At 65.6% G+C, this 19,395-nt stretch carries 24 protein-coding genes and 1 tRNA gene; 10 read left to right on the forward strand and 15 right to left on the reverse strand.

Annotation, left to right across the window (positions count from 1 at the left end):
* Positions 1-86 precede the first annotated feature (86 nt).
* Positions 87-347 carry a hypothetical protein gene (locus I4484_RS10770; protein ID WP_197447309.1) on the forward strand — a complete coding sequence of 87 codons (261 nt, stop codon included), beginning with the start codon at positions 87-89 and terminating at the stop codon, positions 345-347.
* Between the two features lie 55 nt (positions 348-402).
* Here I4484_RS10770 and nhaD read toward each other — a convergent pair whose 3' ends face one another.
* Together nhaD and I4484_RS10780 are read right to left on the reverse strand one after the other, a co-directional pair.
* Positions 403-1,824, reverse strand: coding sequence for a sodium:proton antiporter NhaD (gene nhaD, locus I4484_RS10775; RefSeq protein ID WP_234283490.1), 1,422 nt, complete (start codon positions 1,822-1,824; stop codon positions 403-405).
* Positions 1,825-2,059: 235 nt separating this feature from the next.
* Positions 2,060-2,149: transfer RNA gene (locus I4484_RS10780), tRNA-Ser, on the reverse strand.
* A 98-nt stretch (positions 2,150-2,247) separates the two neighbouring features.
* Between I4484_RS10780 and I4484_RS10785 the strand changes: the two genes are divergently transcribed.
* The 7 genes from I4484_RS10785 (at position 2,248) to I4484_RS10815 (ending at position 5,577) form a co-directional block, all read left to right on the forward strand.
* Complete coding sequence (locus tag I4484_RS10785) at positions 2,248-2,673, forward strand: NUDIX hydrolase (RefSeq protein WP_197447311.1); 426 nt, start codon at positions 2,248-2,250, stop codon at positions 2,671-2,673.
* Between the two features lie 109 nt (positions 2,674-2,782).
* On the forward strand, positions 2,783-3,451 hold the full coding sequence (locus I4484_RS10790) for a Bax inhibitor-1/YccA family protein (protein WP_197447312.1): 669 nt from the start codon (positions 2,783-2,785) through the stop codon (positions 3,449-3,451).
* Positions 3,452-3,521: 70 nt separating this feature from the next.
* Complete coding sequence (gene tusD / locus I4484_RS10795) at positions 3,522-3,914, forward strand: sulfurtransferase complex subunit TusD (RefSeq protein ID WP_197447313.1); 393 nt, start codon at positions 3,522-3,524, stop codon at positions 3,912-3,914.
* A 12-nt stretch (positions 3,915-3,926) separates the two neighbouring features.
* Complete coding sequence (gene tusC / locus I4484_RS10800; protein ID WP_197447314.1) at positions 3,927-4,304, forward strand: sulfurtransferase complex subunit TusC; 378 nt, start codon at positions 3,927-3,929, stop codon at positions 4,302-4,304.
* 28 nt (positions 4,305-4,332) lie between these two features.
* Positions 4,333-4,623, forward strand: coding sequence for a sulfurtransferase complex subunit TusB (tusB, locus tag I4484_RS10805; RefSeq protein WP_197447315.1), 291 nt, complete (start codon positions 4,333-4,335; stop codon positions 4,621-4,623).
* Positions 4,623-4,976: a TusE/DsrC/DsvC family sulfur relay protein gene (locus I4484_RS10810; RefSeq protein ID WP_197447316.1), complete on the forward strand. Its 354-nt coding sequence runs from the start codon at positions 4,623-4,625 to the stop codon at positions 4,974-4,976. The genes tusB and I4484_RS10810 overlap by 1 nt, the downstream gene beginning before the upstream one ends.
* Positions 4,977-4,986: 10 nt before the next feature.
* A complete protein-coding gene (locus I4484_RS10815; RefSeq protein ID WP_197447317.1) occupies positions 4,987-5,577 on the forward strand; it encodes an ACP phosphodiesterase in 591 nt (196 codons plus the stop codon).
* Here the strand turns inward: I4484_RS10815 and glp are convergent.
* From glp to I4484_RS10840, 5 genes are all read right to left on the reverse strand, one after another.
* Positions 5,564-6,772, reverse strand: coding sequence for a gephyrin-like molybdotransferase Glp (glp, locus tag I4484_RS10820; protein ID WP_197447318.1), 1,209 nt, complete (start codon positions 6,770-6,772; stop codon positions 5,564-5,566). The two genes, I4484_RS10815 and glp, sit on opposite strands and share 14 nt — an antisense overlap.
* Positions 6,765-7,286 carry a molybdenum cofactor biosynthesis protein B gene (gene moaB / locus I4484_RS10825; RefSeq protein ID WP_197447319.1) on the reverse strand — a complete coding sequence of 174 codons (522 nt, stop codon included), beginning with the start codon at positions 7,284-7,286 and terminating at the stop codon, positions 6,765-6,767. Before moaB ends, glp begins: the two co-directional genes overlap by 8 nt.
* Positions 7,283-7,603: a DUF1244 domain-containing protein gene (locus tag I4484_RS10830; protein WP_197447320.1), complete on the reverse strand. Its 321-nt coding sequence runs from the start codon at positions 7,601-7,603 to the stop codon at positions 7,283-7,285. The genes moaB and I4484_RS10830 overlap by 4 nt, the downstream gene beginning before the upstream one ends.
* A gap of 64 nt (positions 7,604-7,667) precedes the next feature.
* Positions 7,668-8,300 (reverse strand): helix-turn-helix domain-containing protein, encoded by a 633-nt coding sequence (locus I4484_RS10835; RefSeq protein ID WP_197447321.1) that lies wholly within the window; start codon positions 8,298-8,300, stop codon positions 7,668-7,670.
* Positions 8,301-8,410: 110 nt separating this feature from the next.
* Positions 8,411-9,346 (reverse strand): histone deacetylase family protein, encoded by a 936-nt coding sequence (locus tag I4484_RS10840; RefSeq protein WP_197447322.1) that lies wholly within the window; start codon positions 9,344-9,346, stop codon positions 8,411-8,413.
* A gap of 108 nt (positions 9,347-9,454) precedes the next feature.
* On the opposite strand from I4484_RS10840, the gene I4484_RS10845 reads away from it, so the two are divergent.
* A complete protein-coding gene (locus I4484_RS10845; protein WP_197447323.1) occupies positions 9,455-12,202 on the forward strand; it encodes a bifunctional acetate--CoA ligase family protein/GNAT family N-acetyltransferase in 2,748 nt (915 codons plus the stop codon).
* Between the two features lie 50 nt (positions 12,203-12,252).
* On the opposite strand, the gene pdxH is transcribed toward I4484_RS10845, so the two are convergent.
* From pdxH to I4484_RS10870, 5 genes are all read right to left on the reverse strand, one after another.
* Positions 12,253-12,894, reverse strand: a complete 642-nt coding sequence (gene pdxH, locus I4484_RS10850; RefSeq protein WP_197447324.1) for a pyridoxamine 5'-phosphate oxidase — start codon at positions 12,892-12,894, stop codon at positions 12,253-12,255.
* Positions 12,895-13,008: 114 nt separating this feature from the next.
* The gene (locus tag I4484_RS10855; RefSeq protein WP_197447325.1) at positions 13,009-13,410 is read right to left on the reverse strand and encodes a DUF2069 domain-containing protein; all 402 of its coding nucleotides are present in this window, start codon (positions 13,408-13,410) and stop codon (positions 13,009-13,011) included.
* On the reverse strand, positions 13,407-14,030 hold the full coding sequence (wrbA, locus tag I4484_RS10860) for an NAD(P)H:quinone oxidoreductase (protein ID WP_197447326.1): 624 nt from the start codon (positions 14,028-14,030) through the stop codon (positions 13,407-13,409). The genes I4484_RS10855 and wrbA overlap by 4 nt, the downstream gene beginning before the upstream one ends.
* A 28-nt stretch (positions 14,031-14,058) precedes the next feature.
* Positions 14,059-14,415: an arsenate reductase (glutaredoxin) gene (arsC, locus tag I4484_RS10865; protein WP_197447327.1), complete on the reverse strand. Its 357-nt coding sequence runs from the start codon at positions 14,413-14,415 to the stop codon at positions 14,059-14,061.
* 92 nt (positions 14,416-14,507) lie between these two features.
* Positions 14,508-14,957 (reverse strand): gamma-glutamylcyclotransferase family protein, encoded by a 450-nt coding sequence (locus I4484_RS10870; RefSeq protein WP_197447328.1) that lies wholly within the window; start codon positions 14,955-14,957, stop codon positions 14,508-14,510.
* A 124-nt stretch (positions 14,958-15,081) separates the two neighbouring features.
* Here I4484_RS10870 and smrA point away from each other — a divergent pair, with 124 nt between their 5' ends.
* Positions 15,082-15,675, forward strand: coding sequence for a DNA endonuclease SmrA (smrA, locus tag I4484_RS10875; RefSeq protein WP_197447329.1), 594 nt, complete (start codon positions 15,082-15,084; stop codon positions 15,673-15,675).
* A gap of 60 nt (positions 15,676-15,735) precedes the next feature.
* On the opposite strand, the gene I4484_RS10880 is transcribed toward smrA, so the two are convergent.
* From I4484_RS10880 to I4484_RS10890, 3 genes are all read right to left on the reverse strand, one after another.
* Complete coding sequence (locus I4484_RS10880) at positions 15,736-16,269, reverse strand: DUF934 domain-containing protein (protein ID WP_197447330.1); 534 nt, start codon at positions 16,267-16,269, stop codon at positions 15,736-15,738.
* A complete protein-coding gene (locus tag I4484_RS10885; protein WP_197447331.1) occupies positions 16,262-17,914 on the reverse strand; it encodes a nitrite/sulfite reductase in 1,653 nt (550 codons plus the stop codon). Before I4484_RS10885 ends, I4484_RS10880 begins: the two co-directional genes overlap by 8 nt.
* A gap of 137 nt (positions 17,915-18,051) precedes the next feature.
* Positions 18,052-19,380 carry an MATE family efflux transporter gene (locus tag I4484_RS10890; protein ID WP_197447332.1) on the reverse strand — a complete coding sequence of 443 codons (1,329 nt, stop codon included), beginning with the start codon at positions 19,378-19,380 and terminating at the stop codon, positions 18,052-18,054.
* Positions 19,381-19,395 lie beyond the last annotated feature (15 nt).

A 19,395-nucleotide genomic window follows, 5' to 3' on the forward strand; every position in this document is an offset into this window, starting at 1 on the left:
GGTACGGCAAGCCTGCACTCTTCGCAAGAACCTGCCTCCCTTCGCTAGTATGTGGGTACGCTAAAAGAAGTTGACGGGAGCTTGCGATGTTGCTTTCGCATCGACAGTGGTTCGTGCTGGTAGCAGGTCACGCGATCGGCACTTTCCTGTTCGTGATCCTGGGCTGGCCCCCCGATGCCAACCATGACCTCTTCCTGGCCTTTGGCGGCATGCTGGTGCCGACGCTGCTGGCCTTCTTCGGCGCGCTGCTGGGACGTATCCACAGCCGGCAGGGCGCAAGCGTGGGAATGGTCATCGGCTATGTCATCTTCTTCGCCCCGGCCGGCGTGGTGATGCTGGGCAGATGAGCGGCCAAGCAAAGCGCCCGGCCGAAGCCGGGCGCATGGATAAGGCGTGGGACGTTCAACCGGAGATGGCAAAACTCGCCGCGTTGAGCCAGAGGTGGGCGGCCACGCTGGCGGCATAGCCCACTGCAATGGCGGGTGCCCAGCGCAAGTGCCCAAGGAAGGTATAGCTGCCGCGCGCCTGGCCCATCAGCGCGACGCCGGCGGCGGAGCCGATCGACAGCAGGCTGCCGCCGACACCGGCCGTCAGGGTGATCAGCAGCCAATGTCCGTGCGACATGTCGGGCTCCATGGTGAGCACGGCAAACATCACCGGGATGTTGTCGACCACGGCGGAAACCACACCCAGCACGATATTGGCCCAGGTGGCGTCCCAGCCCGCGTAGAGCGCCTCGGAAAGCAGGCCGAGATAGCCCAGGAAGCCGAGACCGCCGACGGCGACTACCACGCCGTAGAAGAACAGCAGGGTATCCCACTCCGCGCGTGCCACGCGGTTGAAGACATCGAAGGGAACCACGCTGCCCAACTGACGCAGCTTGCGCTCGTCACCGCGACGGGTATAGCGGATGCGCTTCTTCTCCAGCGAACGCGGCAGCGTCATGCGCAGGAAGTAACCGAAGAACTGCAGGTAGCCAAGACCGGTCATCATCCCCAGCACCGGCGGCAGGTGCAGCAGGGTATGGCAGGCCACGGCGGTCGTGATGGTCAGCAGGAACAGCAGAATGATGCGGCGCGCGCCACGCTTGAGCCAGACATCCTCATAGACGCCTTCCGGCTTGCGGTTGTTGATGAAGAAGGTCATCAGCACGGCCGGGATGAGGAAATTCACCAGCGAAGGCACCAGCAAGGTGAAGAATTCGTAGAACTGGACAATTCCCGCCTGCCAGACCATCAGGGTGGTGATATCGCCGAAGGGGCTGAAGGCACCGCCGGCATTGGCGGCCACGACGATGTTGATGCAGGCCAGGTTGATGAAGCGCTTGTCACCCTCGGCCACTTTGGTGACGACAGCACACATCAGCATGGCCGTCGTGAGGTTGTCGGCGATGGGCGAGATGATGAAGGAGAGGGAGCCGGTCAGCCAGAACAGCTGCTTGTAGCTGAACCCCTTGCGAATCATCCAGGAGCGCAGGGCATCGAAGACGCGCCGCTCGTCCATGGCATTGATGTAGGTCATCGCCACCAGCAGGAACAGCATCAGCTCGGCGAATTCGAGCAGTGTCTCGCGAAAGGCGTGCTCGGCCTCGGTGGGCATGCCAGACTGCACGTAGACCCAGCCGATCATGACCCAGATCAGACCGGCCGCCACCAGCACCGGCTTGGACTTGCGCATGTGCAATTTTTCTTCGCCCATCACCAGCGCATAGGCGAGCACGAAGATGGCGACAGCCACATAACCGACGGTCGAATCGGTCAGATCAAGGCTGCCAGTCACCGCCAGAGCGGCAGGGCTGAACAGCAGGATGCCGAAAGCAAGCAATAGGGCACTCGGCCAACGGAGCGATTTCCGTAGCCTGGTTTGTGAACAGCAACCAGTTGGCATGGAGGGTAATCCTGTTTGTTAAGGTTTTCAGGGAGAGGTGAAAAAAGCGCCTGAATTTTATCATGCCCTGTTGCGGTGCAACAGTTATCCGGAAGGGGTAGAGGGGGTTTGGGACTAGACATTAGTCAATAAAAAACCCCTGACTCGGCAGGGGTTTTTTAAAGAATCAAGGTGGCGGAGGGACAGGGATTCGAACCCTGGAAGGGCGTTAACCCTTGCCGGTTTTCAAGACCGGTGCATTCAACCGCTCTGCCATCCCTCCGGCTCACGGGGGCGAATATTACCAGTTACGTTCATAAGGTCAAGTGGGATTCAGCAAAGTGCATCGAGGGGAGGGCGAAGGTGGCCGGAGATGACACGATGAAGGTGAGGCCGGCCCCGGCGGTTGCGGCAGCCGTGGTGGATCGGGGCAAGGTGTTGATGGTTCGCCGGCGTCACCCACCCAATGCCGATATGCTCGCGCTGCCGGGAGGGCGCGTCGAGCCGGGCGAGACGCTGTTCGAGGCCGCCGTGCGCGAGTTGTGCGAGGAGACCGGTGTCGACGCCGAAGCGCAGCGCGTGCTGACCGCCATCGATCAGATCCAGTGCGATGAGGCGGGTCGCTTGCTCAGCCACTTCGTCATCGTGGTAGTGGAATGCCGCTGGACGGGAGGGCGCGCGATGGCAGGTGACGACGCGAGCGATGCCCGCTGGCTGGATGCGGTACAGCTCAGGGAGGATGCCGAACTGTGCGCCAGCGCACGCCAGGTCGCGCTCGAGCTGCTGACAGTCGCGGAGTTTCGATGAAGAGGCGTTGAGTCTTGCAGAACTAAGGACTTGCGTCGGGAACCAAGCAACGGCATCCTTGGTCCACTGCAGAGATCAACCAAGATCAATCACAGGGAGCTCTGGATCAATGGCCTATCACGACACACATGTGGCACAGCACTCGTCGCAGGCCGTCAGTGCCAGCAAGGTGCTGCGCAATACCTATGCGCTGCTGGCGATGACGCTGCTGTTCTCCGCCATCACAGCGGGTGCCGCCATGGCCATGGGCGTCGAGCGGATGAACATCCTGGTCTTCTTCATCGGCGCATACGGCTTGATGTTCCTGGTGCACAAGACCGCCAACTCGGCCGCCGGCCTGCTGGCGACCTTCGCCTTCACCGGCTTCATGGGCTTTACCCTCGGCCCGATTCTCAGTGCCTACCTGGCGCTGCCCAACGGGGCCGCGCTGATCATGAACGCCCTGGCCATGACCGGGTTGACTTTCATCGGTCTCTCCGCGGTGGCGCTGATCACGAAGAAGGATTTCAGTTTCCTGGGCAACTTCCTGATGGCCGGTGCCATCGTGCTGATCCTGGCCATGGTGGCGGGCCTGGTCTTTCAAATCCCCACCCTGATGCTGATGGTGTCGGCTGGCTTCGTGCTGTTCGCCTCGGCCGCCATCCTCTTCCAGACCAGCGAAATCGTACATCGCGCCGGCGAGACCAATTACATCCTCGCCACCATCACCCTGTACGTCTCGATCTACAACCTCTTCGTCAGCCTGCTGTCTCTGCTCGGCATCATGAGCAACGACTGAAGCCAGCGGTCAACGGTTGCCAGGCCCCGCCACTGCGGGGCCTGCGTGTTTACGAAGACAGGAACAGCCCATGCGCTATGGTCTACTCGTCGAGGGAGCGCCCTACAGCAGCCAGGCATCCCACTCTGCGCTACGTTTTGCCATGGCGCTGATCGCCAGAGGACATCGGGTGGAAAGCGTCTTCTTCTACCATGATGGGGTCTACAATGCCTCTCGCCTTGCCGCACCGCCCCAGGACGAACCGCATCTTCACGATGCCTGGTGCTCACTCCATGCCGAGCACGCTACCCGGCTACAGGTCTGTATCGCCGCCGCCTTGCGCCGCGGGCTGCTCGATTCGCGCGAAGCCGATCGGCATGGCAAGTCGGGGCACAGCGTCGAACCTCCCTTCGAGCTGACGGGGCTTGGCCAACTGGTCGATCTGGGGCACTCGGTCGACCGGCTGGTGACCTTCGCCCCCTGAGGAGAACCAACGATGCCAACATGCCCCCCGGTCACCGGAGACGTGCTGGTCATCCTGCGGCATGCACCGCATGGCAGCAGTTGGCTGCGCGAAGGCCTCGACGCCGCGCTGGTGGCCGCCGCCTTCGGTCAGTCGGTAACCCTGCTGTTCCAGGGCGACGGCGTGCTGGCCCTGGCCAAGGGGCAGCAGGGCGGCCCGCTCGGCCAGAAGGGCACTGCAGCGACCCTCGATATGCTGGCCATGTACGATATCGAGTCGGTCCACTTCGATCCGGAGGCGCTCGAGCGCTTCGGGCTTGCCCAGCAGGATCTGCAGCTCCCTGCCACGGCAGTCGACGCCGGCTCGCTCCCGCCAATGATTGCCGGGCATCGGCTGGTCCTGACATTCTGATGACCTTGACGCCGGAACGAGGACGCCCATGATCCTGCATATTCTCAATCGACCGCCCAGTTCGAGCCTGGTCTACCGCGACGCGCTCGCTGCGATGGGGGGCACGGATCGACTGCTGCTGATCGAGGACGGCGTGCTGGGCGCCATGACGGCGCAGGTTCGCCACTTCCAGGCGATCGACGGGCGCCTTTTCGCGCTGCGCGAGGATCTCAGCGCGCGCGGTCTCGAGGGCCAGTGCGATGCCAGCGTCCAGGTCGTCGACGTGGATGGCTTCGTCACCCTGACCGAAGAGGCCGACAAGACAGTGAGCTGGTTCTGATGGCTTCCTCCGAGATCGATCGTTACCTGCAGGTCGGCGACGAGCGCATCGCCCTCGACCCCGAGGGCTATCTTGTCGACCTCTCGGCCTGGACCCCGGCCGTGGCCGAAGCCCTGGCCGCCGAGGAGGGGCGCGAGCTGACGACGGAGCACTGGGAGGTGATCGAGGTGCTGCGCCGCTTCTATGAGCGCTATGAAGCAGCGCCGGCCATGCGCCCGCTGGTCAAGGCGGTGAACCAGTCGCTGGGACCGGAGAAGGGGCGCTCGTTGCACCTGATGAAACTCTTTCCCGACAGCCCCGCCAAGGTGGCGGCACGCCTTGCCGGGCTGCCGAAGCCCGCCAACTGTCTCTGACGGCAGCAACATGAACTTCCTGGCCCATGCCTGGCTTGCCCGCGGCGGCAGCGACGACTTCCTCTACGGCAACCTGATCGCCGACGGCGTGAAGGGCCGCGACCTCACCGCCTGGCCCGCCGAAGTGGCCAACGGTATTCGCCACCACCGTCGCGTCGACGCCTTCGTCGACGCGCACCCGGTGGTGCTCGCGGCCCGCCGACGTGCGCCCCCAGAGTATCGGCGCTACGCAGGGATCGCCCTCGATCTGGTGTGGGACCATTTCGTGGCACAGGAACTCGCGCTGGATCAGCGGCCGTCTCGCCTGGTCCAGCGCAGCTACCGGGTGCTGAGTCACCGACCTGCGCCGGCGCGCCTGGAGCGGATGATTCCGGCCCTGGTCGCCCAGGACTGGCTGCACCGCTACGCCGACTTCGCCTTTACCTGCGATGCGGTGCGCGGGATCGGCCAGCGCCTCTCCGGCCCGAACCGCCTGGCGGCACTGGTGCCCTGGTTGGAGGAGGACTACGTCGCCCTGGAGTACGACTTCCGCCGGCTGTGGCCGGCAGTGGCGATGGCGCTCGAAGTAGCCCCCGGCAGCGAACGCCTCAGCCGCCCCTAAGCCACAGGCACTCGACCGTGTCGCCCACTTCGATACGTGAATCGGCCGGGATCGCGGCCAGCGCATCGGCTCTCACACAGGAGGAGAGCACCGCCGAGCCCTGATCCGCGAAGGCATGGGCCGTGATGCCGTGCTCGCTCATGCCCAGGCTGACCCGCATGTAGTGCCGCCGTGGCCCAGTGCGAGTGGCAAAGTCGGCGCGTGCGCTGAGCCTGGGCAGACTGGCAAGGCCGGGGCAGTCGAGCAGGGCGCCCATCAAGGGGCGCAGGAAGAGCCAGGCGGCGACGAAACCGGAGACGGGATTGCCGGGCAGGCCAACGAAGCGCACCTCGCGCCCGTCGCTGGCGGCAAGCCTGCCCAGTGCCAGCGGCTTGCCGGGCTTGAGCGCCAGGCGCCACAGGTCGAGCCGACCGATCGCCTCGATGGCGGACTTGACGTGATCTTCCTCGCCGACGCTAACACCACCGGTGCTCACCACCACATCGACCTGCTCGGCAGCCAGTGCCAGCATGGCGCGGGTGCCGGCGGCATCGTCGGGCATCGAGGCAATGAAGGTGACCTCGGCGCCGAAACTTTCCAGCAGCTCCTTCAGCATGGGGCGGTTGCTGTTGTAGATCTGACCCGGGAGAAGCGGCCGGCCCGGCTCGACGATCTCGTCGCCGCTGGCGAGCAGGGCGACGCGGGGGCGACGGCGTACCGCGACCTCGACGATGCCTTGGCTCGCCAGATGCCCCAGCGCGGCGGCATCCAGGCGATGGCCGGCCTCGAGCAGCACCGCGCCGGCGGCGACGTCGCTGCCGCGGTGGCGCACGTTATTGTTCGCAGGCACCTGGCCTGGTATCGCCACGACGTCACCAGCGAATTCGACCTTCTCCTGCATCACCACGCAGTCGGCGCCGGGGGGGAGCGGGGCGCCGGTGAAGATGCGTGCGCAGCTGCCCCGCTCCAGCGGCTGCGGCTCGCTTCCCGCGGCGATGCGCTGGGCGATGGGCAACCGCTTGCCGGCGTCCTCGTGGTGCAGGGCATAGCCGTCCATGGCGCTGTTGTCGAACGGTGGCACGTCGAGGCGGGCGATGACCTCTTCGGCCAGCACGCGACGCCCGGCCAGTTCGCAGGAAACGGTCTCCGCCTCGACGGGGGAGACCTCCTTCAACAGGGCGGCAAGCGCCGCCTCGACGGACTGTAGCTCAGACATGCTGGCCTCGTTCGGGGATGACCAGGTTGGCGAAGTTGCACGGTTTGTGGCGGCTGTCGAGCTGTTCGAGCAGCAGCCCATCCCAGGCCGTGCGACAGGCGCCGCTCGAGCCCGGCAGGCAGAAGATCGCGGTGGCGTTGGCCAGGCCACCGAGACAGCGGCTCTGGATAGTCGAGCTGCCGATCTCCTGCCAGGAGAGCTGGCGGAACTGCTCGCCGAAGCCCTCGATGCGCTTGTCGAGCAGTACCGCCACCGCTTCGGGCGTGGAGTCGCGGCCGGTGAAGCCGGTCCCGCCGGTGGTGAGGATCACCTGGATCCCAGGGTCTGCGATCCACTCGGAGACCACGGCACGAATGCGGTAGACGTCGTCGATGACGATGCGGCGGTCGGCCAGGCGATGCCCGGCCTCGGCGAGCCGCTCGGCGAGCAGGGCGCCACTGCGGTCGCTGTTGAAGTCGCGGGTATCGGAGATGGTCAGAACCGCGATGCTGAGCGGGATCATCGCCTCGCTCATGACCGGGGTTCCCGCTTGCGGGCCTGACGCGCCTCGAAGGCGGCCTGCTGCTCCGGCGTGGCCTCCTGCTGGTACTTCACCTTCCACTCGGCGTAGGGCATGCCGTAGACGTACTCGCGCGCGGCCTCATAGTCGAGCTCGGCGCCCTGTTCGTCGGCGGCGGCCACCAGCCACTTGGAAAGACAGTTGCGGCAGAAGTCGGCGAGAATCATCAGGTCGATGTTCTGCACGTCCTTGTTGGCATCCAGATGCTGGAGCAGGCGACGGAAGGCGGCCGCCTCCAGCTGGGTGCGTGTGGCGTCGTCGAGATGCTGCATGACGTTGGCTCCTGGTTCAGGTCGCCTCAGGATAACAAATGGCGGCGGGCCTGACGTCTACCGCTCAGGTCGTATCGCCGCGGGTGCAGACCGAGAGCACCACCGCATCGTCGTCGCTGACCGAGACCAGTGCATGGCCCATGTCGCTGTCGAAGTAGATGCTGTCGCCGCGCGACAGCAGCAGCGGCTCGTAGAACTCGGTGTAGAGCTGGATCTCGCCCTCCAGCACCATCAGAAACTCCTCGCCGTCATGGCGCACCCACTCGTTGAACTCGTCGAAGCTGCGTGCGCGGACGATGGTCTTGAACGGAATCATGCGCTTCTGGGCCAGCTCACAGCTGAGCAGCTCGTGCTCGTAGGTAGGCGTCGGGTGGCGCTGCCCTTCGCCCTGTCGGGTCAGATCGCGGCGCCCCATGGTGCGCGGCTGCACCTTGGGCGGCGTGAGCAACTGCGGCAGGTCGATGCCCAGGCCGTTGATCAGTTTCTGTACGGCGGTGAACGTCGGCGAGATCTGGTCGTTCTCGATCTTGGACAGGGTGGAGCGGGCCAGGCCGGTGCGCTGGCTGACGTCCTCCAGGGTCCACTGGTTGGCCAGGCGGATTTCCTTGAGTCGTTCGCCGAGGCGCAACGGTTCGACGAAGGGTTTGCGTCCCGAGGCGATGCGTAGCGCGGCCTGCTGGTCGGTGTTGGCGGGCATGAATGAGTTCACTATCGGAAACAGAGTTTCCCGAAGCGTACCACAGATGTGCCGCTTGCACCGGTCGCATGGCGCCACCCCCATGCGCGTTCCCGACACAGCCGGGCGGCTCAGGTCTCGAAGGGCAAGCCTAGCAGGGCCTTGAGGTGGGCCTCGGCGCTGCGCCCCAGCGAATCCAGGTCGTAGCCGCCCTCGAGCACCGACACCAGGCGCCCCTCGGCATACAGCGCGGCGACATCCAGGGCCAGGCGAGTGACCCAGTAGTAATCCTCGTCCTCCAGGCACAATTCCGCCAAGGGGTCGTCGCGATGCGCGTCGAAGCCGGCCGAAACCAGCACCAGCTCGGGCTTGAAGGCGTGCAACGCCGGCAACCAGTCGTCCTCGATCGCGCGGCGGAAGGCGGCGCTGCCGGTGCCGGCCTCCAGCGGCGTGTTCACCACGTTCTGCCACTCGCTGCGCAGGTAGCGCCAGGGGTAGAAGGGGAACTGGAAGCTGGAGCAGATCAGGACATCCGGGTCGTCCTTGAAGATATCGATGGTGCCGTTGCACTGGTGCACATCGAAGTCGAGGATCGCAATGCGCCGCGCCCCGTAGCGGGCGCGGGCGTGAGCCGCGCCGACGGCGACGTTGTTGTAGAAGCAGAAGCCCATGGCATCGGTGGCCTCGGCGTGGTGGCCGGGGGGGCGCACGGCACAGAACACGTTGTCGGCCTGGCCGCGATAGACCTGGTCGACGCCGCGGATCACCGCGCCCGCGGCCACGCGGGCGGCGTCCAGGCTGTCCGGATTCATCAGCGTGTCACCGTCCAGGCTGACGATGCCCGACTCGGGAACACACTTGTCGAGCGCTTGGAGGTGACGCAGCGGATGCACCCGGGCGAGTTCCTCTTCGCTGGCGGGTCGCGCCTCCGATTGCATGGTCTGCTGCAGCAGGCCGCTGAGGGCCAGACGGGCGCGGATGGCCTCGAGGCGCAGGGGGCTTTCGGGGTGCTCCGGGCCCATATGGTGAAGGTCGCAGTCCGGGTGCGAGATGAACGCCGTGATCATATGGAACTCCAGAGTGACTGAAGTCACCTTAATGCGCGCAAGCCCTTGCACAACAGTGTCAATAAGTCGTACACAAGGAGGCATCCACTGCTCTGCTGAGGTGACGTCTTGAGCACCCGATTCCTGCGCCACTTCTTCGAACCTCGTACCATCGCGGTCATTGGCGCCTCGGAAAAGCCCCACTCCATCGGCGGCATCGTGATTCGCAACCTGCAGGAGGCCGGCTTCCCCGGGGCAGTGTGGGCCGTCAACCGCAAGGGCTACGAGACGGTTTTCGACCGGCCGTGCGTCTCGCGGGTGAGCGAGCTGCCCGAAACGCCCGATCTTGCCGTGGTCTGCACGCCCGCGGCGACCCTGCCCAAGGTGATTTCCCGGCTGGGGCGGATCGGCGTGAAGGCGGCCCTGGTGCTCTCCGGCGGCGCACATCTCGACGACCCGGAGGAAGGCCGCGGCTCGATCCGCGAGCGCATGCTGTCGGCGGCGCGCGAATCGGGTATCCGCGTGCTGGGGCCGGAGTGCATGGGACTGATCGTGCCGGGCCGACGCATCAACGCCTCCTACTCCAGCCAGCCGGTAAAGCCGGGCAAGGTCGCCTACCTCGGGCAATCGGGCATGCTCGGCAACGCCATGATCGACTGGGCGGCAGGCCGCGGCATCGGTTTCTCGCACCTGATCACGGTGGGCGACAGCGTCGACGTGATGCTTCCCGATCTGATCGACTACATCAACCAGTACGCGCCGACCCAGGCCATCCTGCTCCACCTGGAGCGCATCCAGGATTCCCTGCATTTCATGACCGCGCTGCGCGATGCCTCGCGCCATCGCCTGGTGCTGGCGATCAAGAGCGGCCGAACGCCGCAGTCCGATCTCTCCGGCATGCCGCCGACCCCGGGCATCGCCAATCGCGACGTGGTCTTCGAAGCCGCCTTCTCGCGTGCCGGCGTGGTGCGGGTCAACGATTCCGACGAACTGTTCGATGCGCTGATGACCCTGTCGCAGATGCGCCCGCTCAAGGGCGATCGCCTGGCCATCGTCTCCAACGGGCTGGGACCGGCCATGCTGGCCATCGACAAGCTGATCAGCGCGGGAGGCGCCCTGGCGAGCTTCAGCGCGGAGACGCGCCAAGCGCTGCGCGAGGGTGAGTTCGACATGAGCAAGCCCGGCGAGAACCCGGTGGACCTGGGGGGCGATGCCACGCCGGAGCGCTTCGTCGCGGCGCTGGAGATCGTCGCCGCGGACCCCGGCGTGGACGCCGTACTGGTGGTACACGCTCCCACGCGGCTGGCCCCGTCAAAGACCACCGCCCAGGCACTCATCGCCAATCGCAAGCGCTTCAGGCGCAACCTGCTGACCAGTTGGATGGGGCTGGAGGGCGCCCTCTATGCCCGCCACGAATGCAGCATGGCGGGCATCCCCACCTATGTCTCGCCGGAAAAAGCGGTCAAGGCGTTCATGCACATGGTCGATTACCAGCGCGTCCAGGCGCTGCTGCAGGAGACGCCACCGAGCCTGCCATTCAGCACCACCACGGACATTCGCGCCCGTTGCCATACCCTGATCGAGCAGGCCAGGGCAGAGGGGCGCGAGACCCTGTCCCACGCCGAGACCGCCCAGGTGCTCGAGGCCTACGGCATCCCCGTGGCCCCCAGCCGCTACGTGCACACGCCCGAGGAAGCCGCGGCGGCAGCCGAGGAACTCGAGGGTCCCTGGGCGTTGAAGGTGATTCACGATGGCAACTGCCGCCCGTTTCGCTATCGCAAGCATCCGCACCGCATCTCGGCGGGGCTGCTGCAGGACCTCCATGAGCCGAGCCAGGTCGCCGAGGGCCTCACCCGGCTGGGCGAGAAGGTGCACGAGAAATTCCCCCCGGTGAAGATACGCGAGTACTGCCTGCAGCCCATGCAACGCGGCAAGCAGTCGATGCAGCTCTGCGCCGGCATCACCCGCGATCCGGTGTTCGGGCCGCTGATCGTGTTCGGCATCGGTGGCTACAAGGTCAATATCCTGGCCGACCGGCAGGTCGCGCTACCGCCGCTCAACATGACCCTCGCCGCCGACGTGGTGGGGCGAACCCATGCTGCGAGGCTGATTCGCGAACACTCCGGTGAACCCGAGCGCGACCTCCAGCGGCTGTGCCAGCTACTGGTCAAGCTGTCGCAGATGGCGTCGGACCTGCTCGAGCTGCGCGGGCTGGAGCTCAACCCCCTGCTGCTCAATCGCGACGGCATGCTGGCGGTGGATTTCGCCCTCGACCTCGGCCCCCCGGCACGCTTCGCCATCATGCCGTACCCGGAGGAGCTGCGGGAGTGGGTGACGCTTAACAACGGCATGCGCGTCGAGGTGCGCCCCATCCGCGCCGAGGACGCCCCGCTGATCACCAGCTTTCACAGCCAGCTGTCGGAGGAGAGCATTCGCTTCCGCTACTTCCACAACAAGTCCGACCTCAGCCAGCGCGACCTGTCGATGCTGTCGCACATCAACTATGACCGCCAGATGGCCTTCATCGCCGAGCACCAGAAGGAGGATGGCGGCAAGGAGATGCTCGGCGTGGTACGGGTGTGGAACGACCCCGACAACATCCGCACCGAATTCTCCATCATCGTGCGTGACGATATGGCCGGGCAGGGGCTCGGCAGCCTGCTGATGAAGAAGATGATCGCCTACTGCAAGAGCGTGGGTACGCTGGAGATGATCGGCAAGATCATGGTCGACAACCACCCCATGCGAGCGCTGATGAAGCATCTCGGCTTCCGTTGCCGCTACAACATGGAAGAGCAAGTCGTGGATGCGGTACTGCGCCTCAACGAGCCGGAGAGCGAATGGCAGCGGCACCGGCTGGAAAGCCTGCCGGACTGACGCCATTCGGCGCCGACCTCAGCGTCGGCGCCTGCCGTTGGGGCGGGACCTCAGGGCGCCAGGCGGAAGGAGTGCCAGCTCTCGTCCCGATACTCGTAGCGAATGCGATCGTGAAGCCGGCTCGGCTGCCCCTGCCAGAACTCGATCATGTCGGGCACCACACGGTAGCCGCCCCAATGCACGGGGCGCGGGATCTCCTGCCCCTCGTAGGCCTGCTCGAAGCGGTGTTGACGCTCCTCGATCCAGTGCCGGTCGGGGATCACCACGCTCTGGGTCGCCACCCAGGCGCCGAGCTGGCTGGCACGGGGGCGACTGTTGAAGTAGGCGTCCGACTCCTCGTCGGAAACCAGTTCGACACGACCTTCGATGCGCACCTGCCGCCCCAGGGAAGGCCACCAGAACACCAGCGCGGCATGCGGCACGTTGCTCAGCTCGCTGCCCTTGTGACTGTGGTAGTTGGTGTAGAACACCACGCCACGCTCATCGTAGCCCTTGATCAGCACGATGCGCGCGTGAGGTAGCCCCTGGCTGTCGACGGTAGCCAGCGTCATCACGTTGCCATCCTCACCCTCGACTTCCAGTGCCAGCGTCAACCACTCATCGAACAGTACCATGGGCGCCGCGGGCACCATGCCTTCCTCGAGCCTGCCACCCTCGTAGTCGCGCCGTATGTCGGCGATGTTGCGTGTCATGGCGTACTCCTCGTCTTTCTGTTCATGGTCGCCGCTGAGAGACGTCAGCACAACACCCCGCGGCTTGACCGTTATCATGTTTTCGTCATCCGGACCGTGCCGGTAGCCCGCGTTTCACGCGTCGCGCGCCGCCTTGATCTGACGACTGCGAAAGCGGGCGTAGAACATGCAGCCGGTGAACAGCGCCAGGGCGACCAGGGCCTCGGCAACGCCGAGCGCCCCCTGCCCGGGCAGCGTGGCCACCATCACGCCTTGAACGAAGTACAGCAGGCTGACGAAGGCCAGCCAGGCATGGCCCCTGGCGCGCTTTCCCAGGATCGAAGGCAGGAACAGGATCAACGGCAGCGCGCGGATCAGGATCGGCGTCAGCGGATGGGTCCCGGCCTGCATCGCCAGGCCGCTCCAGACCAGCAGGACCAACAGCAATACATAGCTGGTGAGGACCAACTGGCGACTGCGCTCGGTGAGCATGTCCAGGCCATGGCGAGTCTCGAGTCCCTCGACCCAGCGCCTCATGAAGCTTTTTCCCTCAGGTGCCCGAGCGCCAGGGCCAGGCGCCCCAGACGCTCCCCCTGGGCACGCACCAGCCGCCGCTCGGCATCGGCCAACGGCTGGTCGCTACGCTGCCCGGCCAGATGGCTGGCCCCGTAGGGAGTGCCACCGACGGTAGTGGTCATCAGGTCGGTCTCGCTGTAGGGCAGGCCGGCATAGACCATGCCGTGGTGCAACAGCGGCAGCAGCATGGAGATCAGCGTGGTTTCCTGACCACCGTGCAGGCTGGAAGTGGAGGTGAACGCCGTCGCCGGCTTGTCCACCAGCACGCCGTTGAGCCACAGGGCGCTGGTGGAATCGATGAAATACTTCAGCGGCGCGGCCATGTTGCCGAAGCGGGTCGGGCTGCCCAGCGCCAGGCCGGCGCAGTGACGCAGGTCCTCCAGGTCGGCATAGACGGCCCCCTCGGCGGGGATCTCGGGGTCGACGGCCTCGCAGGTGGGTGAAACGGGCGGCACGGTACGCAGCCGTGCCTCGATGCCGGGGCAGGACTCGACGCCGGCGGCCAGCTGCTCGGCCATGCTGCGCGTGGCGCCATGCCGGGAATAATAGAGGATCAACACATAGGGCAGGGAGTCGCGCATCGTGGCTCCGATTCGAGTGGGCAGGCGATCAGTCGTGGGCATGGAGCAGGGCGAGCACGTCCTCCGGCGGGCGACCGATCACGGCGCGCTTGCCGTCGTCGGCAATCGGACGCTCCAGCAGCTTGGGAAAGCGAAGGAGGGCGGCGATCACCTGCTCCTGATCCTGCAGGTCGGTATCGTCGACTTCCTGCCACTCCGCCTCCTGGGTGCGCACCAGGCGCTCGCCGTCGGCGTCCAGGCGCGACATCAGATCGCGCAGCTCTTCCTCGTTCAGCGGCTCGTCGAGGTAGCGCCGCACGGTCACCTCGGCGCCGTGCTCCTCCAGCAGCGCCAGCGCCTGGCGCGACTTGGAGCAGCGGGGGTTGTGATAGAGCGTGATGGCCATGCGCGACTCCTCGATCCTTGGAAGGTTGGTCCATATTGTAGAAGGGGCGTCACCCAGGCCACAACCGCAGCCACTCGAAACTTCCGCGCCGATCAGTCGGTTGCGCCGGCGCCGGCGGGGTGCGATACCTCGCTCAGGCGGCGGTAGACCCATGCCATGCGGCCATCCGCCAGGCGCATGGGCACGCGTCGATAGCGTATCCCCAGGCGCTCGTAGCGATCCAGGCGCTCCAGCTCATCGGCGTCGACCACCACGATTTCACCCGGTACCCGCTCGCCCGGCGCCTCGGCCAGATCGAGCCCCTCGCGGCGAAAGCCTTCGAGCACGGCCGCCTGGGTCTCTCCCGCACGGCCCATCACCACCCAGCGTATAGGGGCGAAGCGCAGTGTGCCGTAGACGAAGACGGCATGCTCGCCTTCCTCGATCGGGGGGAGATGGTCGGGACGATCGTAGCTGAAGGGGCTGAGCAGGGTCAGCCATAGCCAGCCGAGCACGGCCAATGGGGTTACCAGTGCCACGATAACGGCATGGGACAGGCGCATACACGCTCCTTGCGTTCGTGATGGGATCTATCCTGACACGGCAGAGGCGAGGCTGTCCGGTTCTCCCTCGGCTCGACGCTCTGTTAGGATGCGAAGCATGGCTCGACCACCGCGGAGGATGCCCATGGCCCAGTCGGCACACGAGGATCAGGACTTCAGGGCGTTGATGGGAGATGTAAAGCCGCTACGCCGGCGCACCAACCGAGCCGATCCGGGCCAGCGACGACGCCGGCCCACGGAGGCCCAGTTGGCACGACGCGAAAGCGCCCAGGCCGAACTCGCCGAGGACAGCTTCCTGTCGGACGATTTCGTCGAGCTGCTTCCACCGTTCGATCCCGTCGCGTTTCGCCGCGACGGCATCCAGCAGGGCGTCGTCGACCGCCTGCGCCACGGCGGCTATCCCGCCCAGTCACGCCTGCATCTGCTGCGGCGCCCGCTGGCCGAGTGCCGGCGGGTACTGCCGCCCTTCATCCGCGAAGCCTATGCCCACGACCTGCGTTCGCTGCTGATCGTACACGGCCGGGGGCAGCAGCCCGACAGCCCGGCCAACGTGCTGCGCTCCTACCTGGCCAAGTGGCTGGCCCAGTTCGATGAGGTACAGGCGTTCGCCTCCGCCCAGCAGGCCGACGGCGGTCTGGGCGCCACCTGGGTGATGCTGCGCAAGAGCGAGCGGGCGAGGGCGGACAACCGCGAGCGGCAGCAGAAGCGACGCGGCTGACGCTGCCCCTGCACCACGAAGCCGGCACGCGGCCGGCTTCGTGGTTACACCAAGGGGGCTTTATGCCAACGCTGGCTCAGTGTGCTTTACCGCTTCGCGCATGCGCCGGCGGAACAGCGGCTCATCGACATCGACGGCCGGCTGATAGGCGCGGCTGAAGGCGTTGAGGGCCTGCAGGGCGTCTTCCAGCCACTGGTCTTCGCGCAGCGACAGGGCATCGAAGCCGCAGCGGGTGAGGAAGAAGGCTTGATCGACCAGCACGTCGCCGATGGCACGAATCTCGCCATCGTAGCCGTAGCGCTCACGCAGCAGGCGCGCGAGACTGTAGCCACGGCCGTCGGTGAACTTGGGGAAGTCGATGGCGATCAGCGGGGCAGAAGCCAGCTCGTCGGCCAGTTCCGGCGTCAGCTCGGTGTCGCTGCCCAACCAGGGCGCCAGCTCCTGGCTTCCTTTCAGCTCCTGCCAGCGCGCCAACGGCACGATGGCCGGAGAGGCGGGCAGCGCGGCGTCCTCTTCGCGAATCAGCACCCAGCGGTCTTCGGCCGGCTTGCCGCCACGAATGAAGGGGCGCACGGAGACGTTCTGATCAGGCATATACCCGCTCCTTGAAAGGCTTGAGGCCGATACGGCGATAGGTTTCGATGAAGGTTTCGCCCTCGACACGCTCACCGACATAGACTTGCAGCACCTTGTCGATCACCTCGGGCACGCTTTCGCGGTCGAACGAAGGGCCGAGAATCTTGCCCAGCGATGATTCGTTGCCCTGAGCACCGCCGAGCGAGATCTGATACCACTCCTCGCCCTTCTTGTCGACGCCGAGGATGCCGATATGGCCGACGTGGTGATGTCCGCAGGCGTTCATGCAGCCGGAAATGTTGAGATCCAGCGGCCCCAGGTCATAGAGGTAGTCGATATCCTCGAAGCGCTCCTGAATGGCCTGGGCCACCGGGATGGACTTGGCGTTGGCCAGGGCGCAATAGTCACCGCCCGGGCAGCAGATCAGGTCGGCGAGAGTGCCCACGGTGGGGTTGGCCAACCCGAGCTCGCCCAACCGGTGCCAAAGTTCCTCGAGGCGATCCACCGCCACGTCGGCAAGCACCAGGTTCTGCTCGTGGGTCACGCGGATCTCACCGTAGCTGAACTCGTCGGCCAGGCCGGCCACCTGATGCATCTGCTCCCAGGTCAGGTCACCGGGCGAGTGGTTCTTGCGCTTGAGTGACAGCGTCACCGCCTTGTAGCCCGGCACCTTGTGCCCATGCACGTTATTGGTCACGAAGCGGGCAAAGGCCCGGTTCTCGCCGCGCAGGCGCTCGAACTCGGCAATTGCCCCGTCGCTGACGGTGCGCCGCTCGGGGTCGAAGAAATGCGACTGCATCGCCTCGACGGCTTCGCGGGTCAAGGTCTGCGGCCCATCCTTCAGATGCGCCCATTCGGCGTCCACCCGACGGCGGAACTCCTCGACGCCCAGCGCCTTGACCAGAATCTTGATGCGCGCCTTGAACTTGTTGTCGCGGCGGCCGAACTGGTTGTAGACGCGCACCAGGGCCTCGAGATAGGTCAGCAGGTGCTGCCAGGGCAGGTCCTCACGCACCACCTCGCCGATCATCGGCGTACGACCGAGACCGCCACCGGCCAGCACCTTGACGCGAACGTCGCCGTGTTCGTCGCGCCATAGGCGCAGGCCCACGTCATGCACCTGGATGGCGGCACGATCCTCGGCGGCACCCGTCACCGCGATCTTGAACTTGCGCGGCAGGTAGGTGAATTCGGGATGGAAGGTCGACCACTGGCGGATCAGCTCGCACCACGGGCGCGGATCGACCTCTTCGTCCTCGGCAATGCCGGCGAACTGGTCGGTAGAGGTATTGCGAATGTCGTTGCCGCTGGTCTGGATGGCATGCATCTGCACGCTGGCCAGCTCGGCCAGCATGTCCGGCACCGTCTCCAGCTTCGGCCAGTTCAGCTGCAGGTTGGTACGGGTGGTGAAGTGTCCGTAGCCGCGATCGTAGTCGCGAGCCAGATCGCCCAGCTTGCGCAGCTGGTAGGAGGCCAGCATGCCGTAGGGGATGGCAATACGCAGCATGGGTGCGTATCGCTGGACGTAGAGGCCGTTCTGCACGCGCAGCGGCAGAAATTCCTCGTCGCTGATGCGGCCGGCCAGGTAACGGTTCATCTGCTCGCGAAACTGGGCGACGCGTTCATTGACCAGTGTCTGATCATGGGTGTCGTAGCGGTACATTCAGCCGGTCCTGCTGCTAGGGGATTGGCGAAGCGTCAGGGGGCACCATAACGCCCCTGCGATATTCTATGAAAGAATAAATATTCATATTTTTTATACGTAAAGACATATAAAGCGTCAAGGGGCATGCTGCCTGCTCAAAACTGCAGCCGAAGCCACTGACGACGCTGCCAGATCGCGGCAAACCACAGTGAATTCAGGCAGCGATAGCCGAGCTGCACCCACCAGATGCCCAGCAGGCCCTGCTCCATGGTCACGCCGACCCACCAGGCCAGAGGCAGGAAGACCAGCCACTGCAAGGTAAGGGTAGTGGTCATCACGGTACGGTTGGCCCCGGCACCCAGCAGCGCCTGCCCCAGAACCAGGGCAGCGGCATCCAGCACGATCATCACGGCAGTCAACTGCAGCGGCAGCCGGGCCAGGGCGATCAGCTCAGGATCGTACAGGAACAGCCTCAGGACATGCTCGGGCCACAGCGTCATGGGCAATGCCAGCGACGCCAGGCATAGCCAGGCCAGGCGCACCACGTCCCAACCCCAGCGATGCGCCTCGCCATGAGCCTGTTCGCCAAGCGACTGGCCCACCAGGCTCATCGCGGCCATGCCCAGGCCCACGCCGGGCAGGATCAGCAGCAGCGACAGATTCACCAGCACATGGCCCACCGCCACGCTGGCGGTATCGATCCGGCCCAGGATCCAGAACAACACGGCATAGCCGGCAGCGAACCAGAGCTGCTGAAAGGAGTGCGGCGTGGCCAGGCGCAGGGTCGTCAGTAGCGTAGGGCGCTCCGGCAGTTGCCTCATGAAACCGCAGGAGACGGCGTGACGGGCGCTGACCCAGGCCCAAAGGCCAAGCCCGGCGAGCAGCGAAAGGGTGGTTCCCGCGCCGGCTCCCGCCGCCCCCATGGCGGGCATTCCCAGGTAGCCGAAGATCAGACAGAGGCTGGCGAGCACGTTGACGACGTGCATCACCAGCATGATGCGCAGGTAGTAGCCACTCTGCTGGATGCCGTTCCAATAGCCACGAAAGCAGAAGATCATCGCCACGGCGGCGAGCGACATCACTCGCCAGCGGAAGTACTCCACCGCGACCTCGGTGACCTCGGCGCTGGGGTTGAGCCACCCCAGCAGCCACGGCGCCTGCCACAGGCAGAGCAGGGTAACGGGCAGCGACACCAGCAGGGCAATCGCAAGGCCGGCATTGAGCGGCAGGGCACGCAGGTGCCAGGCCTGCTCGCCGTGCCGCCAGGCGGTCTGTGCCTGCACCCCCGACGAAAGCCCGAACACCAGCGCGGTGATCAGGAACATGGCGTAGCCGCCGATGCCCACGCCGGCCAGCGGCACCTCGCCGAGCGAGCCGACCAGGGCCGCATCGATCAGATTGATCAGGCTCTGGGTGACCATGGCAGCGATGATCGGCAGAGCGAGGCGCAGGATTCTCCGGCGGCGCAGGGAGTCGGGTAACATCCGTACTATCGGTTC

Origin of the sequence: Halomonas sp. SS10-MC5, from assembly GCF_015992245.1 — a bacterium.
GTDB lineage: Bacteria > Pseudomonadota > Gammaproteobacteria > Pseudomonadales > Halomonadaceae > Halomonas > Halomonas sulfidoxydans.

Coding starts and splice junctions, on each gene's coding strand:
- I4484_RS10785 (WP_197447311.1), top strand. CDS start 2,248: ATGAAGGTGAGGCCGGCCCCGGCGGTTGCGGCAGCCGTGGTGGATCGG.
- tusB (WP_197447315.1), top strand. CDS start 4,333: ATGATCCTGCATATTCTCAATCGACCGCCCAGTTCGAGCCTGGTCTAC.
- I4484_RS10790 (WP_197447312.1), top strand. CDS start 2,783: ATGGCCTATCACGACACACATGTGGCACAGCACTCGTCGCAGGCCGTC.
- I4484_RS10890 (WP_197447332.1), bottom strand. CDS start 19,380: ATGTTACCCGACTCCCTGCGCCGCCGGAGAATCCTGCGCCTCGCTCTG.
- tusC (WP_197447314.1), top strand. CDS start 3,927: ATGCCAACATGCCCCCCGGTCACCGGAGACGTGCTGGTCATCCTGCGG.
- I4484_RS10880 (WP_197447330.1), bottom strand. CDS start 16,269: ATGCCTGATCAGAACGTCTCCGTGCGCCCCTTCATTCGTGGCGGCAAG.
- I4484_RS10855 (WP_197447325.1), bottom strand. CDS start 13,410: ATGAGGCGCTGGGTCGAGGGACTCGAGACTCGCCATGGCCTGGACATG.
- tusD (WP_197447313.1), top strand. CDS start 3,522: ATGCGCTATGGTCTACTCGTCGAGGGAGCGCCCTACAGCAGCCAGGCA.
- I4484_RS10870 (WP_197447328.1), bottom strand. CDS start 14,957: ATGCGCCTGTCCCATGCCGTTATCGTGGCACTGGTAACCCCATTGGCC.
- smrA (WP_197447329.1), top strand. CDS start 15,082: ATGGCCCAGTCGGCACACGAGGATCAGGACTTCAGGGCGTTGATGGGA.
- I4484_RS10835 (WP_197447321.1), bottom strand. CDS start 8,300: ATGCCCGCCAACACCGACCAGCAGGCCGCGCTACGCATCGCCTCGGGA.
- I4484_RS10830 (WP_197447320.1), bottom strand. CDS start 7,603: ATGCAGCATCTCGACGACGCCACACGCACCCAGCTGGAGGCGGCCGCC.
- arsC (WP_197447327.1), bottom strand. CDS start 14,415: ATGGCCATCACGCTCTATCACAACCCCCGCTGCTCCAAGTCGCGCCAG.
- glp (WP_197447318.1), bottom strand. CDS start 6,772: ATGTCTGAGCTACAGTCCGTCGAGGCGGCGCTTGCCGCCCTGTTGAAG.
- moaB (WP_197447319.1), bottom strand. CDS start 7,286: ATGAGCGAGGCGATGATCCCGCTCAGCATCGCGGTTCTGACCATCTCC.
- I4484_RS10770 (WP_197447309.1), top strand. CDS start 87: ATGTTGCTTTCGCATCGACAGTGGTTCGTGCTGGTAGCAGGTCACGCG.
- wrbA (WP_197447326.1), bottom strand. CDS start 14,030: ATGCGCGACTCCCTGCCCTATGTGTTGATCCTCTATTATTCCCGGCAT.
- I4484_RS10840 (WP_197447322.1), bottom strand. CDS start 9,346: ATGATCACGGCGTTCATCTCGCACCCGGACTGCGACCTTCACCATATG.
- I4484_RS10810 (WP_197447316.1), top strand. CDS start 4,623: ATGGCTTCCTCCGAGATCGATCGTTACCTGCAGGTCGGCGACGAGCGC.
- pdxH (WP_197447324.1), bottom strand. CDS start 12,894: ATGACACGCAACATCGCCGACATACGGCGCGACTACGAGGGTGGCAGG.
- I4484_RS10815 (WP_197447317.1), top strand. CDS start 4,987: ATGAACTTCCTGGCCCATGCCTGGCTTGCCCGCGGCGGCAGCGACGAC.
- I4484_RS10885 (WP_197447331.1), bottom strand. CDS start 17,914: ATGTACCGCTACGACACCCATGATCAGACACTGGTCAATGAACGCGTC.